The following is a 13,788-nucleotide window of genomic DNA, read 5'->3' on the forward strand; positions in this document are numbered from 1 at the left end:
TGGCATGACCCGACCCAAGTTAGGAAGGGCCGCCGTCACACCGGGCGAGCCCGCAGCGATCTACTGCCGCATCTCCCACACCAGGGACGAGGACCAGACCGGCGTAGACCGGCAGGAACGCATCTGCCGGGACATCGCCGAACGCCTCCGACTCCGCGTCGACCCCACACACATCTACGTCGACAACAACCGCTCGGCCTGGCAGCGCGACCGCAAGCGCCCCGGTTGGGAAGCGATGTTGAGGGCGATGGGGGCCGGGGAAATCCGGCACGTCATCGTCTACCACCCCGACCGCCTCATGCGGCAGCCCAAGGACCTCGAAGAGCTGCTCTCCATCGCCGACGACAAGCGCATCCTTCTGCATGGCGAGGCGAACCGGCGCGACCTGTCGGACCCCGACGACCGGTTCATCCTCCGCATCGAGGTGGCCCACGCGTGCCGCTCGTCAGACGACACGTCGCGACGCCTGAAGGACGCCTTGAAGGACAAGGCCCGCGAGGGCCGGCCGCACGTGGGCAACCGTCCGTACGGATACACCAGCGACGGCCGCGCGATCGTCGAGGAGGAGGCGGAGATCGTCCGCGAGGTGTACCGCCGCTATCTGGACGGAGAGTCGCCGCACGCCATAGCCCAAGATCTCGTCGCCCGGGACATCCCCACGTCGAAGGGCAAAGCGTGGAACCCCGAGAACGTTCGGCATCTGCTGTCGTCCCACTTCGTGGCCGGGCTGCGGTTCCACCTGGGCGAGGAAGTGGCCGTCGGGACATGGCCCGCCATCATCGACCGCGGGCAGTGGGACGAGGTCCAGCGGCTCCGGGAGTACCGCACCCAGCAGCACCAGGATACGAAGAAGCGCCCCATTCGGAACTACCTCCTGCGCGGAGTCGCCACCTGCACGTGTGGCGCCCGCATGGGTGGCACGAACAGCGGCCGGTACGCCTACTACCGGTGCACCCGCTCCGACAACACCGACCAGCAGAAGTGCAACCGCTCCATCTCGGCCGGGCCGCTTGAGGAGTTCGTACGGGACGTGGCGATCAAGGTACTGACGAAGCTGGACACCTCCGGCTACGAGCCCGCCACGACCACACGCCCCGGGGCCGACGTCATCGCGGACGAGAAGGACCGCGCGAAGCTGCGAGAGCTGAAAGAGCTGTGGCTCAACGACGACGACTTCTCGACCGCCGACTTCCAGGCGATGCGTGCGCCGATCGTCAAGCGGATGAAGGAACGGCAGCGCAAGACCGTGAAGCGCCCCGTCGCCGTCCTGGAGGGCATCGCCGGCCCGGAGGCTGAGGCCAACTGGGAGAGCCTGGAGAAGGCGGAGGACTACGCGCGGATGAACGCGATCTACCGCTTCTTGTTCGCGGCCGTGTTCGTCCGTCCCTCGACGAGGAAGGGCAGGGGGTTCGACACGGACCGGGTGGACATCAAGCCGAACCCATTGGACTAGGCCACGTTGCGCACCATCACTCGGCTTTGACGATACGTTCCCCAGTTGCCGCATCGATGGCGATGTCCTTTTTGCCACTGCCTACCAGCCAGACCGGCCGCCACTCACCGTTGATCTTCTGGGCGAGGAGCAGCGCGGATTCAGTCGGCAGATCGGTGGCACCCTTTGCGACGGCCCTGGCCTTCGCTTCATCCACTGTGACCGGCGGTAGGTCGGGGTCTGCAATGGTTCTGGCGGTGAACCCGATGACTCGGCCTGTTGTGGTGACGGTGAGGTCGAGGCGCATCGGCAGCAACACGTCCTCGGAGTAGCGCCGGTACGACACCACATAAGCCTTTGTCGCACCGCCTCCTATCGGACGGATCTGCTGCTTGCTGCCGGCGACGTTCTTCGGAATCCACTTGCGGGCATACGTATCGGCGGCTGCTGCCACTTCATTCTGGGAAAGGCTGCCCTCGTCACCGCGTGTGTTGGAAGACCAAGCGCGCTCCAGGTCCTTCTCAGGCCACCAGCCTGAGAGGCTGCCCCTGTTCGTGTTGACAGTGGCCCTCAAACGCTTGCCCTGCTTCTCGCTACTGCTCTCCAGAATGCGTACATCGCTTCCGTAGATACCCTTGGCTGTCGCGGTGATCCAGTCATCGGCCGCGATGGCGGACTGCGTGAAGTCTTCCCGTTGATCGTCCATTGTGGCGACGTCCACCGAGTCGATCCGGAAGTGGATGAGGCCCGCCACGGCCGCAGCACTCAGTGCGGCGATTCCCATGCCCCAGAACAGATCACGGACGGGGTTCCGCGGCGCTTGCCGCCGCTGGTACAGCCACACGGCGCCAGCAAGTGCCCCCAGGACAGCACCGGTGGCATTGGCCGCAATGTCCGTCATCGTGCACGCGCGGCCGGTGCCGGCAACGGACTGGATAAGTTCGACGGAGCCACTGAGAAGCCCGAACGCTGCAGCGACGGTCACTGGCCGTCTGAAGAGGAGGGCGGCGAGAAATGCGCCAGGCGCGAAGAGGGCGATGTTCAGCAGCGAACTCGACGACGTGAAGGCGCGGCCGGATAGCGACGTGTCACATTGCCCCACCTCCAGACCGGCATTCCCCGGCAGCAAGGTGACCGCGACGATGCCCGCAAGGCTGACGGCAAGAGCCGTCCTCAAAGGCCACGGCTTTTCCCTGGCCTTGGCCACAAAGGCAGTGGGCACCGCGAGCAGGGCGGCAAGAATCAGGAAGGAGACGAGTAGGCGGGGTACGGCGGAGACGGACGCTTCGATCACGGGACGACCTTCGAGAGACGAAGCCGGGGGCGCGGGTCAGGCACCCCCAGCTGTCGGAGAGCGCGACTAGCAGACGTTGACCGGCGGCGTGTAGTAGTCGCCAGTCGAGGCCTTCATGTAGCCGACGATCGTGCAGTCAGGAACAGCCGACTTCTTCTGGCCTCCCCAACTGCGCGACACGGTCTGCCCCTTGGAGATCGTCCTCCACTTGTCCAGGGACAGCTCCTTGGACGTGTTCATGCCAAGTCTGATGTCAACCTTGGCGCCACTTGTCTTCTTGTACGACGTGGAGGAGTAGTACAGGCTGCAGTTTCCGGTCACTCGACAGCCGTCGTCCTCGCTAATGGTGAGCGTCCCGTTCGACAGCGACGTGCTCGCGGATTCTGCGAAGGCACTCGAGCCCGAGAACACCAGCACACCAGTCGCGGCAGCGACAGCCAACTTCTTCCCCAGCACAGCAATTCCCCTCTTGTTTTGGTCAGCGCGATCTTTGCTGAACTGACAAGATCAGCAACGAAAGCGCGCTTAGTATGTGATCTTTGACCGGGAACTGTCAAACGTAAAGCCAGGATTGTGCCTGGTGAGTGGCTTGAAACAGTTCGTTGACGTGGTCTCGATCTTGCGCGTGCAGCGTCGTGAGGAGCCCTAGCGGGCAGGGCCGAAGAGCCGTGCAAGTCGCGCAGCGCTCTTCGGGCCCACGCGGGTCGGAAACTTGGCCGCCTGGCGCTCGACGGCCCGAACCCATTTCTCGTCGCGGCGTCTCGTCACTGGGACGCCTCACGCTCTTCACGAGCGATCTCGCGGTTCATGGCGACGTCTTCAGCGACTCCAGCTCATCAGCAGGGCGTAGTAGGCGATGTGGACGGCGGCGGAGGAGAGCAGGTACGGCCAGGCCGCGGCCGCCGGGAACGCCACGAAGGGTGCGAGGGCCAGCCCGACCAGGACGCCGCCGCCCGAGATCAGCGCGAACCCGGCCAGCTTGTCGGTGATCTTGTGGGCGATGGCGTTCCAGCTGGCGTGGGTGACGGCGGCGAGCAGGACGGCAGCGGTGACCAGAGGGGTCACGGGGTGGGCTCGCGCACGTCCACCAGGGTGCCGTCGGCGTGGGTGACGAGGTCTTCGGGGGCCATGGGGAACACGGTGTACGGCGTCCCTGCCGCGGCCCAGACGACGTCGTGCTCCAGCAGGGACCGGTCGGCGAGCACCCGGGTTTTGGTCCGGTGCCCGAAGGGCGGCACGCCGCCGATGGCGTACCCGGTGGTCTCCCGCACGACGTCGACCTTGGCCCGGGTGACCTTGTCGGCGCCGAGCTCCTTGCGGACGAGCTCCAGGTCGACGCGGGAGGCCCCGTCCATGAGCACGAGCACCGGAACCCCGTCCGCCGCGAAGATCAGTGACTTGCAGATCTGGCTCAGCTCGCACCCGACGGCGGCAGCGGCCTCGGCGGCGGTGCGGGTGGCATCGGGAAAGCGGCGGACCTGGCTCACGAGGTCCCCGAGCCCGAGGTCGCGCAGGGCCTCGGCGAAACGGGGATGTGCTCCGGAGTTCTCGGCGTCAGTGGCGGCTGTCGTCGTCATGCCCTGCACGCTAGCGGTACGTGTACGAGGCACGCGAGGCCGTATCGGCGCGGTGCCCTGGTCCGGTTCAGCCGGTGGCGTCCTCCGGCCGGACGTCCGCGAACTCCCACCAGGCGAGCGGCAGCCAGTCGCCGTCGACGAAGCCGTCGACGGATCCGCCGTTGCCCTGGATGGCCACGCGGGTCCCGACGGGGTAGGTGGTGCCGGACAGTCCGGAGACCGCCACGAGAAGAGTGCCGATACGACGTGACAAAGTCCTATTTCCTTTCTTGTCTGCGTGCAAATCCTCTCATCATGGACCAGCCTGGTATATGAGCCACGGCACAGACGGAGGTGCTTGACGATGAGGGCTGTCGTATACAAGGGGCCCTTCGAGGTAGCGATCGAGCAAGTGGAGGATCCACGCATTCAGCACCCGAACGATGTGCTCGTCCGGGTCACATCAACGGCCATCTGCGGCTCCGACCTGCACATGTACGAGGGCCGCACGGCCGCGGAGCCGGGCATCGTGTTCGGCCACGAGAACCTCGGAGTGATCGAGGAGACAGGAGAGGGGGTCACCACCCTCAACAAGGGCGACCGGGTGGTCATGCCGTTCAATGTGGCCTGCGGGTTCTGCAAGAACTGTTCGGCGGGCTTCACGGGCTTCTGCCTGACGGTGAACCCGGGCTTCGCCGGCGGCGCCTACGGCTATGTCGCCATGGGCCCCTACACGGGCGGCCAGGCGGAGTACGTACGGGTCCCGTACGCCGACTTCAACTGCCTGAAACTCCCGGAGGGCACCGAGAAGGAGACCGACTTCGTCCTGCTCGCGGACATCTTCCCGACGGGCTACCACGGCAACGAACTGGCCGACGTGCGCCCCGGTGACTCGGTCGCCGTCTACGGCGCCGGTCCGGTCGGGCTGATGGCCGCCTACTCCGCGATGCTGCGCGGTGCGAGCAAGGTGTTCGTGGTCGACCGGGTGGCGGAACGTCTCCAGAAGGCCGAGGAGATCGGCACGGTCCCGATCGACTTCACCCAGGGCAACCCGGCGGAGCAGATCAAGGAGCAGACCGGCGGCCAGGGGACCGACAAGGGAATCGACGCCGTGGGCTACCAGGCCCAGGCGCGGGGCGAGGACCGCGAGGAACCGGCGATCGTTCTGAACTCCCTGGTCGAAACGGTCCGCCCGACGGGCGCGCTCGGCATCCCCGGCCTCTACGTCCCGAGCGACCCGGGCGGTCCGGACGAGCAGTCCAAGAAGGGCATGCTCATGGTCGCCGTCGGACGCCTCTTCGAGAAGGGGCTCCGCATGGGCACCGGGCAGTGCAACGTCAAGAGGTACAACCGCCACCTGCGGGACATGATCATCGAGGATCGCGCGAAGCCCAGCTTCGTCGTCTCGCACGAACTGCCGCTCGACCAGGCGTCGTCGGCGTACGAGAAGTTCGACAAGCGGGTCGAGGGCTACACGAAGGTGGTGCTCCACCCGCAGGCAGCGTAGGCGACCCGGGCCGACAGTCAGTCGGTGAGGTACGCGAGGAACGACTCCCACGTGGCGGGAACCACCGTCACGTGGGCAGTCCCCGGGGTCTTGGAGTCCCGGACGTGGATCATGGCGGGGGTGCGGGCGACCTCGACGCAGTCGCCGGGGTCAGGTCCGCTGCTGTAGCTGCTCTTGACCCAATGGAGTTCCGTGGCGCTCATAGTCTCCCCAGCGCTTGCTCAATGAAGGCCAGCGACTCCCTCGGAGAGAGAGCCTGCGCCCGGATCATCCCATAGCGCAGTTCAAGGAGCCTGAGGTCCCGAGGGCTTGAAACGGGGCGGCCGTTGAACGCACCGTCGGAACGCCCGACCCCTGTGCCGTCCGAGAACCTCAGCACTTCGATCAACCCGTGCATGCCGGCATGCTCCTCACGATCAGTCGGCATCACCTGGAGCGAGACGGTCCGCAACTCCCCCACCTCCAGCAGGTGTTCGAGTTGTCGACGCAACACCATTCTGCCCCCGAGGGGGCGTTCGAGCGTCACCTGTTCTTGGACGAAACTCAAAGCGGGAGCAGGGTCCCGATCAAAGACGGACTTTCGAGCGACCCGCGCTGCGACGGCGCGTTCCACCACGTCTCGCGAGAGCGCCGGGAGTCGGTTCTCGAACATCGCCTCCGCGTACTCGGGCGTCTGCAACAGGCCGTGGACGTGATGCGTGCTGTAGAGCAGCATCTCCACCGCCCGCTCCTCCAACTGCGCCAGCTCCCGCACCCTCTTCGGATACCGGGCCCTCTCCATGTCCTTCGTGAACGCCCTCAGGTGCCCCTGGGCGTTCAGCACGCGGTCCGCCCTGTCCAGGTACTCCGGCCGGGGAATTCGCGCTCCTCGCTCCATCTTGCGGATCATGTCCTCGCCGTAGCCGAGCACCTCGCCCAGCTCGGCGACCCGCATCCCCGCCGCCTCCCGGCAGACCTTCAGCAGCTTCCCCACCGCCTGGACCAGCGGCTCGATCTCGTCCCCCGGCTCGACATCCCAACCGGCCTCGTCCACAACCTCGTTCATGCCCCACCTCCATCGCGCAGCCGTACCCGTACAACGCCCGGGACAGCCGAGACAGCACGAGACAAGCTCCGGACAGCAGTGGTACGCACACCTGCTGCGGCCGATCACTGCGCGCAGACTCCGCGACGCTGAGTCACATGAACCAGGAGACCACAATCCGCAACCTCAGCCTTCCGCTCTCCCCCACACCCCGGGGAGCCCGGCTGGCCCGTCTCCTCGCCACGGAGCAACTCCGCTCGTGGGGGCTGCCGTTGGACCCTGCCGAGCAGATCATCGCCGAGCTCGCGACCAACGCCGCCACACACGGGCGCGTCCCCGGCCGGGACTTCCGGCTGACGCTCTACGTCGTCGGCGGCACCCTCCGTATCGAGGTCACGGACACGCGCGGCGACCGGCTTCCCCACCCCACCCGGCCGGCCCCGGACGCCACCAGCGGCCGGGGCCTCCTCGTCGTGGCCGCCCTCGCCGGCCGCTGGGGCGTGACCCCGGGTCCGCACCCGCGCAAGACGGTGTGGGCCGAGGTCGACGTGCCCAAGTGAAAGGCCGGTGAGGGCGCACCGTCCCCACAGTGCCCTCACCGGCCGGTCTCTCGCGAGCGGTCAGACGCGGACCAGTTCCCTGTCTCCGTCGTCGTCGCCGGAGGCGTCGCGCAGGCCCTCGCCCTCCACGTCGACATTGGGCAGGGCCCGGTCCAGCCACCTGGGGAGCCACCAGGCCTTGCGGCCGAGGAGGGCCAGGACGGCCGGGACGATGGCCATGCGGACGACGAACGCGTCGAAGAAGACCGCGATCGCGAGGCCGAAGCCGATCATCTTGACCATCGACTCGGACGAGCCGATGAAGCCGGCGAAGACGGCCATCATGATGACCGCGGCGGCGGTGACCACCCGCGCGCCGTGGCGGAACCCGGTGACCACGGCCTGGGCGGGCTTCTCACCGTGGACGTAGGCCTCCCGCATCCGGGTCACGAGGAACACCTCGTAGTCCATCGCCAGGCCGAAGACCACGCCGACCATGAAGATCGGCATCATCGACATGACCGGCCCGGTCTGCTCCACGCCCATCAGGCCGGACAGCCAGCCCCACTGGAAGACCGCGACGACCGCGCCGAGGGCCGCCATCACCGACAGCAGGAATCCGAGGGCCGCCTTCAGCGGGACCAGGATCGAGCGGAAGACCACGATCAGCAGGAGGAAGGCCAGGCCGACGACCAGCACCAGATACGGCACCAGCGCGTCGTTGAGCTTCTGGCTGACGTCGATGTTCATCGCCGTGCTGCCGGTGACCAGGACGTTCGCGTCCGTGTCGGCCTTGATGTCCGCGCCCGCGTCCCGGATGCCGTGCACCAGGTTCTCCGTCGTGACGGAGGACGGCTTGGAGCCGGGGATCACGGTGATGGTGGCGGTGTCACCGGCCTTGTTGGGCTGCGGCGGCGTGACGGTCACGACGTCCTTCAGGCCCTTGATCTCGTCGCCCGTCTCGGTGAAGACCGCCTTCGGGTCGTCACTGCCCTTCGCGTCGACGACGACCATCAGCGGGCCGTTGAAGCCCGGCCCGAAGCCTTCGGACAGCAGGTCGTAGGCGCGGCGCTGGGTGGTGGAGGTCGGCTGGGAGCCGTCGTCGGGCAGGCCCAGTTCCAGGCTCGTCGCCGGGACGGCCGCCGCGCCGAGGCCGATGACGCCGAGCAGCAGGACCGCGATCGGGCGGCGGACGACGAAGCTCGCCCAGCGCGTGCCCAGGTTCGGCTTGACCGGCTCGGCCTTCTCGCCCTGCGGCTTCGCCCGGCCGAGGAGCTTGCCCTTCTCCCCCATCGGCTTCACCTTCCGGCCCGCGTATCCGAGCAGTGCCGGGATCATCGTCAGGGCGATCAGCACGGCGATGGCCACCGTGCCCGCCGCCGCGACGCCCATCTTCGTCAGCATCGGGATGTTGACGACGGACAGGCCGACCAGGGCGATCACCACCGTCAGACCCGCGAAGACCACCGCGGATCCCGCCGTGCCGACGGCCCGGCCCGCCGCCTCCTCGCGCTCGCGGCCCTCGGCCAGTTCGGCGCGGTAGCGGGAGACGATGAACAGCGCGTAGTCGATGCCGACCGCCAGGCCGATCATCATCGCGAGGGTGGAGGTGGTCGTGCCCAGGTCCAGCGCACTGGCCAGGCCCGTGATCGCGGAGACGCCGATGCCCACGCCGATGAGCGCGGTCAGCAGCGGCAGTCCGGCCGCGACCAGCGAGCCGAAGGTGATGACCAGGACGACCGCGGCGACCGCGATGCCGATGATCTCGCTGGAGCCGGTGTGCGGAACGGCCTGGAGCGCGTCACCGCCGATCTCGACGGTCAGCCCGGCCTTGCGCGCGTCCTGCGCGGAGTCCTTCAGCGCGTCCTTCGCGGCGTCGTCCAGCTCCATGCCGGAGACCTTGTACGACACCTGCGCGTACGCGATCGTGCCGTCCTTGCTGACGGCCTTCGCCTGGTACGGGTCGGTCACGCGGACGACCTCGGAGCCGTTCGACAGCTCCTTCACCGTGTCCTGGACCGTCGCCTTGTTGCCGGGGTCGGTCATCTTCTCGCCGCTCGGCGCCTTGAAGACGACGCGCGCGGTGGCCCCGTCGGCACTCGTGCCGGGGAAGCGCTGCTCCAGCAGGTCGAAGGCCTTCTGGGCCTCGGTGCCGGGGATGGAGAACGAGCTGTTGCCGGCGGCGGGGGCACTGGCCGCGCCGACACCGGCGAGGGTCAGCAGGGCCACCCATATCAGGGCGACGAAGTGCCGCCGCCGGAACGAGAGCCGGCCGAGTTTGTAGAGGAATGTGGCCACGAGGGCGTACTCCCGGTCAGTCGTGGGGTCTTCAGGGCAGGGGTGATCAGCCCGACGACATGAGCGGAGACGTCAGGTAGGGGCCGGCTGGGGACTACTCGGTGGGCACACCGAGGGCGGGGAGGACCACGGCGTCGATGTACGAGGTGAGGAAGGCCGCCGTCGGCGGCTTGTCCTCGAGGACCGCGCAGGTGACGAAGGCGCCGAGCATCATGTGCACCACGAACTCCAGCGCGGGGCAGTCCGCGCGGACCTCGCCCCGGTCGACGGCGCGCTGGAGCACGCGGCGCGAGTCCGCGATCTCCGGCTCGATGATCTGGCTCTTGAACTCGCTGTGGAGGTCCGGATTGGCGTGCATCGCCGTGGCCAGGCCCCGCATCAGCGCGCCGTTCTGCTCCATCTCGGCGTCGTCCGCGCGCTCCATGAGGGCGTGGAAGTCGCCGCGCAGCGAGCCGGTGTCGATCTCGTCGAGGTTCTTCACCGGCTTGATGTGGCGGAGCGCCTTGACGACCAGCTGGGCCTTGCCGCCCCACTGGCGGTAGAGCGTGGCCTTGCTGGACCGGGTGCGGGCGGCCACGGCGTCCATGGTGAGGGCGTCGTAGCCGACTTCGCGGAGCAGGTCGAGCACGGCCGCGTAGAGCTCGGCCTCACGCTCGGGGGTGATCCGACTGCGACGCGCGGAAGCGACCTCAGCCATCTCTCTCACCTTCCTGCTCCGAACGACACGGTTTCGTACGTCACGAAGGTAGCGCACCCCTCATGAAAACGAAACCGTTTCGTACGTGTGCTGGCTCACGGCCGGTCATTTGCCTTGACTTGCCCCGGTACGCCCCCCGGCAAAGCATGAGCACGTGACCTATCTGCGTCTGCCGCACCTCCATGACGACCTGCTGTGCTTCGTGGCCGAGGACGACCTCTGGCTCGCCCCGCTCGACACCCCCGGCCGGGCCTGGCGGCTCACCGTCGACCGCACCAAGACCGGCCACCCGCGCTTCTCACCCGACGGCCGCCACCTCGCGTACACGAGCTGGCGCAGCCTGGTGCCCGAGGTCCATGTCGTCCCGGTGGACGGCGGCCCGGGCCGCCAGGTGAGCCACTGGGGCAGCGCCGACACCCGGGTCTGCGGCTGGACCCCGGACGGCGAGATCCTGGCCGTGGCCTCGCACGGCGAGCCCTTCTCCTACTTCACCTGGGCCTACAAGGTCACCCCGGAGGGCGACCCGGGCCGCAAACTGCCCTGGGGGCCGGTCTCCGACATCCAGGTCGCCGACATGGACGGGGAGCGCAAGTCCCTCCTCCTCACCGGCACCCCGCCGCACGAACCGGCCTCCTGGAAGCGCTACCGCGGCGGGGCCACGGGCCGGCTCTGGCTGCACGGCGAACGGCTGCTGGAGGGCCTCGGCGGCCATCTGCACTCCCCCATGTTCGTCGGCGGCCGCATCGCCTTCCTCTCCGACCACGAGGGCGTCGGCAACCTCTACTCCTGCGCCTACGACGGCTCCGGCCTGCGCCGCCACACCGACCACGACGCCTTCTACGCCCGGCACGCCGCGAGCGACGGCACCCGGGTGGTGTACCAGTGCGCCGGCGACCTGTGGCTGGTCGACGACCTGTCCCCGGACTCCGGGCCGCGCCGGCTGGACGTACGGCTGAGCGGGCCGCGGGCGGGGCGGCGCCCCTACCAGGTGGCGGCGGCCCGGCACGTCGACGGGCTCTCGGTCGACGAGACGGGGCGGGCCAGCGCCGTCGTCGTGCGCGGCAGCCTGTACTGGCTGACCCACCGGGACGGCCCGGCCCGCACCCTCACCGACACCCCCGGCGTCCGGGTGCGGATGCCGGAGATGCTCGGCGGGAGCGGGCGGGTGGCGTACGTGACGGACGCCGAGGGCGAGGACGCGATCGAGATCGCCTCCCTGCCCCGGGCGAGCGGCGACCGGGCGCCCCGGCGGCCGGCCTCCGGTGCGCTGGGCCGGGTGCGCGAGCTGGTCTCGGACCCGGAGGGCGAGCGGCTGGCGGTCGCCTCGCACGACGGCCGGCTCCTCCTGGTCGACGTCACGGAGGACTCCGGCGGTGAGGTCACCGAGCTGATCCGGTCCGTCAACGGGCCCGTGCGCGACCTCGCGTTCTCCCCGGACGGGGCGTGGCTCACCTGGTCGCACCCGGGCATCGGGCGGACCCTGCGGCAGATCAAGATGGCCCGGCTCGCCGGCACGCCGGACGGGGCCCGGCTGATCGTCGACGTCACCAACGGCCGCTTCGAGGACGAGAACCCGGTCTTCACCCGCGACGGCCGCTATCTCGCCTTCCTGTCCTGGCGCGGCTTCGACCCCGTCTACGACGTGCACACCGGCGACCTGTCCTTCCCGCTGGGCTGCCGCCCGTACCTCGTGCCGCTGTCCTCCGCGACGCCCTCCCCGTTCGCGGTGAACCCGGAGGGCCGCCCGGCCGCGGGGGGCCTGGACCCGGTCGAGGACGACGACAACGGGGACAACGGGGCCGTGACCGTCGAGGTCGAAGGGCTGGAGAGCCGCGTCACGCCGTTCCCGGTGGCCGCCTCCAAGTACTCGGCGCTGCACCCGGTCGCGGGCGGCGGGCTGGTGTGGCTGCGCTGGCCGATCTCGGGCGCGCTCGGCGAGACGTTCGCCAGCCCGGACGACACCAGCGGCCGGCCGACCCTGGAGCACTTCGGCCTCACCAAGGCCAAGAAGTCCGAACTCGCCCAGCACCTCGACTGGTTCGCGGTCAGCGGCGACGGCAGCCGGCTGGTGATCGTCGACGAGGGCGAGCTGCGCGCGGTCCCGGCAGGCGAGCAGGGCGACAGCGACTCCACCGTGTGGATCGACGCGCGCCGCATCCTGCACACCGTCGACCCGGCGGCGGAATGGCGGCAGTCGTACGACGAGGCCGGGCGGCTGATCCGGGCCCACTTCTGGGAGCCGGGCATGTGCGGCATCGACTGGGACGGGGTGCTCGACCAGTACCGCCCGCTGGTCGAACGGGTCGCCTCCCCCGACGAGTTCGCCGACCTGCTCCGCGAGGTCCTGGGCGAGCTGGGCACCTCCCACGCCTACGTCACCGCCGCCCGGCGCAACGAGGGCCCGCCGCACTACCAGCGCCGACAGGGCCTGCTGGGCGCCAACTTCGCACGCCGGGACGGCGGCTGGGTGGTCAAGCGGATCCTGCCGGGCGACTCCTCCGACTCCAAGGCCCGCTCCCCGCTGGCCGGCACGGGCATCCGGGAAGGCGCGGTCCTCACCCATGTCGACGGCCGCCCGGTGGATCCCGACGCGGGCCCGTATCCGCTGCTGGCCGGCGCGGGCGGTACGACGGTGGAGCTGACCTTCACCCCGGCCGAGGACTCGGCGCAGGGCCTGGCCCCGCCCCGGCGGGTCGCCGTCGTCCCGCTCGTCGACGAACGGCCGCTGCGCTACCAGGACTGGGTGGCCAAACGCCGGACGGTGGTCCGCGAGTTGAGCGGCGGGCGCTGCGGCTATCTGCACATCCCGGACATGGGCGGCTCGGGCTGGGCGCAGTTCAACCGCGACCTGCGCATGGAGGTCTCCCGCCCGGCACTGATCGTGGACGTGCGCGGCAACGCCGGCGGTCACATCAGCGAGTTGGTCATCGAGACACTGGGCCGGACGATCCTGGGCTGGGACCTGACCCGCGACGCCCAGCCGGTCTCGTACACCTCGAACGCGCCCCGGGGCCCGGTGGTGGCCCTGGCGGACGAGGCGACCTCCTCCGACGGCGACATGATCACCGCCGCGTTCAAGCTGCTGAAGCTCGGCCCCGTCGTGGGGCAGCGCACCTGGGGCGGCGTCGTCGGCATGACCGGCCGCCACGAGCTGGGCGACGGCACGGTGATCACGGTGCCGATGAACGCGGCCTGGTTCGACGCGTACGGCTGGTCGGTGGAGAACAAGGGCGTCGCCCCCGACATCGACGTCCTGCGCACCCCGCTGGACTGGGCCGAGGGGCGGCACGCCCAGCTGACCGACGCGGTGGAACTGGCGCTCGGACTGCTGGAGACCAACCCGCCGGCCACGCCGCCGACCTACAGCGACGTACCGGACCGCTCCCGCCCGAAGCTGCCGCCCAGGACGTGAGCGCCCGGCGCCCGGGACGTGACACACAA

The 13,788-nt window shown here is 69.2% G+C and carries 12 protein-coding genes and 1 pseudogene; 4 read left to right on the plus strand and 9 right to left on the minus strand.

The genetic code is table 11. The annotated features are described in order from the left end of the window. Positions 1 to 4: 4 nt before the first annotated feature. Positions 5 to 1,453: a recombinase family protein gene (locus G3I77_RS14600; RefSeq protein ID WP_248503808.1), complete on the plus strand. Its 1,449-nt coding sequence runs from the start codon at positions 5 to 7 to the stop codon at positions 1,451 to 1,453. Between the two features lie 16 nt (positions 1,454 to 1,469). Here G3I77_RS14600 and G3I77_RS14605 read toward each other — a convergent pair whose 3' ends face one another. The 5 genes and pseudogenes from G3I77_RS14605 to G3I77_RS14625 all read right to left on the minus strand — a co-directional run bounded on the left by G3I77_RS14605 (position 1,470) and on the right by G3I77_RS14625 (position 4,556). After that, on the minus strand, positions 1,470 to 2,726 hold the full coding sequence (locus G3I77_RS14605; protein ID WP_248503809.1) for a VanZ family protein: 1,257 nt from the start codon (positions 2,724 to 2,726) through the stop codon (positions 1,470 to 1,472). Positions 2,727 to 2,792: 66 nt separating this feature from the next. Continuing rightward, entirely contained in the window at positions 2,793 to 2,966 is a 174-nt protein-coding gene (locus tag G3I77_RS14610; RefSeq protein ID WP_248503810.1) for a hypothetical protein, read from the minus strand. Positions 2,967 to 3,560: 594 nt separating this feature from the next. Further along, positions 3,561 to 3,791, minus strand: a pseudogene (locus G3I77_RS14615) (EamA family transporter); the annotation flags it as partial. Continuing rightward, positions 3,788 to 4,303 (minus strand): YbaK/EbsC family protein, encoded by a 516-nt coding sequence (locus G3I77_RS14620; protein WP_248503811.1) that lies wholly within the window; start codon positions 4,301 to 4,303, stop codon positions 3,788 to 3,790. The gene G3I77_RS14620 and the pseudogene G3I77_RS14615, both read right to left, overlap by 4 nt. Positions 4,304 to 4,370: 67 nt before the next feature. After that, positions 4,371 to 4,556, minus strand: coding sequence for a hypothetical protein (locus G3I77_RS14625; protein WP_248503812.1), 186 nt, complete (start codon positions 4,554 to 4,556; stop codon positions 4,371 to 4,373). Between the two features lie 90 nt (positions 4,557 to 4,646). Here G3I77_RS14625 and G3I77_RS14630 point away from each other — a divergent pair, with 90 nt between their 5' ends. Further along, positions 4,647 to 5,789, plus strand: a complete 1,143-nt coding sequence (locus tag G3I77_RS14630; RefSeq protein WP_248503813.1) for a glutathione-independent formaldehyde dehydrogenase — start codon at positions 4,647 to 4,649, stop codon at positions 5,787 to 5,789. A 17-nt stretch (positions 5,790 to 5,806) separates the two neighbouring features. Here G3I77_RS14630 and G3I77_RS14635 read toward each other — a convergent pair whose 3' ends face one another. Together G3I77_RS14635 and G3I77_RS14640 are read right to left on the minus strand one after the other, a co-directional pair. Continuing rightward, positions 5,807 to 5,992: a DUF397 domain-containing protein gene (locus G3I77_RS14635; protein ID WP_248503814.1), complete on the minus strand. Its 186-nt coding sequence runs from the start codon at positions 5,990 to 5,992 to the stop codon at positions 5,807 to 5,809. Beyond that, complete coding sequence (locus G3I77_RS14640; protein ID WP_248503816.1) at positions 5,989 to 6,834, minus strand: helix-turn-helix transcriptional regulator; 846 nt, start codon at positions 6,832 to 6,834, stop codon at positions 5,989 to 5,991. The genes G3I77_RS14635 and G3I77_RS14640 overlap by 4 nt, the downstream gene beginning before the upstream one ends. Positions 6,835 to 6,971: 137 nt before the next feature. On the opposite strand from G3I77_RS14640, the gene G3I77_RS14645 reads away from it, so the two are divergent. Beyond that, complete coding sequence (locus G3I77_RS14645; RefSeq protein WP_248503819.1) at positions 6,972 to 7,373, plus strand: ATP-binding protein; 402 nt, start codon at positions 6,972 to 6,974, stop codon at positions 7,371 to 7,373. 60 nt (positions 7,374 to 7,433) lie between these two features. Here G3I77_RS14645 and G3I77_RS14650 read toward each other — a convergent pair whose 3' ends face one another. Together G3I77_RS14650 and G3I77_RS14655 are read right to left on the minus strand one after the other, a co-directional pair. Continuing rightward, positions 7,434 to 9,650 carry an MMPL family transporter gene (locus G3I77_RS14650; RefSeq protein WP_248503821.1) on the minus strand — a complete coding sequence of 739 codons (2,217 nt, stop codon included), beginning with the start codon at positions 9,648 to 9,650 and terminating at the stop codon, positions 7,434 to 7,436. Positions 9,651 to 9,744: 94 nt separating this feature from the next. Continuing rightward, on the minus strand, positions 9,745 to 10,347 hold the full coding sequence (locus tag G3I77_RS14655) for a TetR/AcrR family transcriptional regulator (RefSeq protein ID WP_248503823.1): 603 nt from the start codon (positions 10,345 to 10,347) through the stop codon (positions 9,745 to 9,747). 154 nt (positions 10,348 to 10,501) lie between these two features. Here G3I77_RS14655 and G3I77_RS14660 point away from each other — a divergent pair, with 154 nt between their 5' ends. Then, entirely contained in the window at positions 10,502 to 13,759 is a 3,258-nt protein-coding gene (locus tag G3I77_RS14660; RefSeq protein WP_248503826.1) for a S41 family peptidase, read from the plus strand. The last annotated feature ends 29 nt before the right edge of the window (positions 13,760 to 13,788 follow it).

It is taken from the genome of Streptomyces sp. D2-8, assembly GCF_023184515.1.
GTDB lineage: Bacteria > Actinomycetota > Actinomycetes > Streptomycetales > Streptomycetaceae > Streptomyces.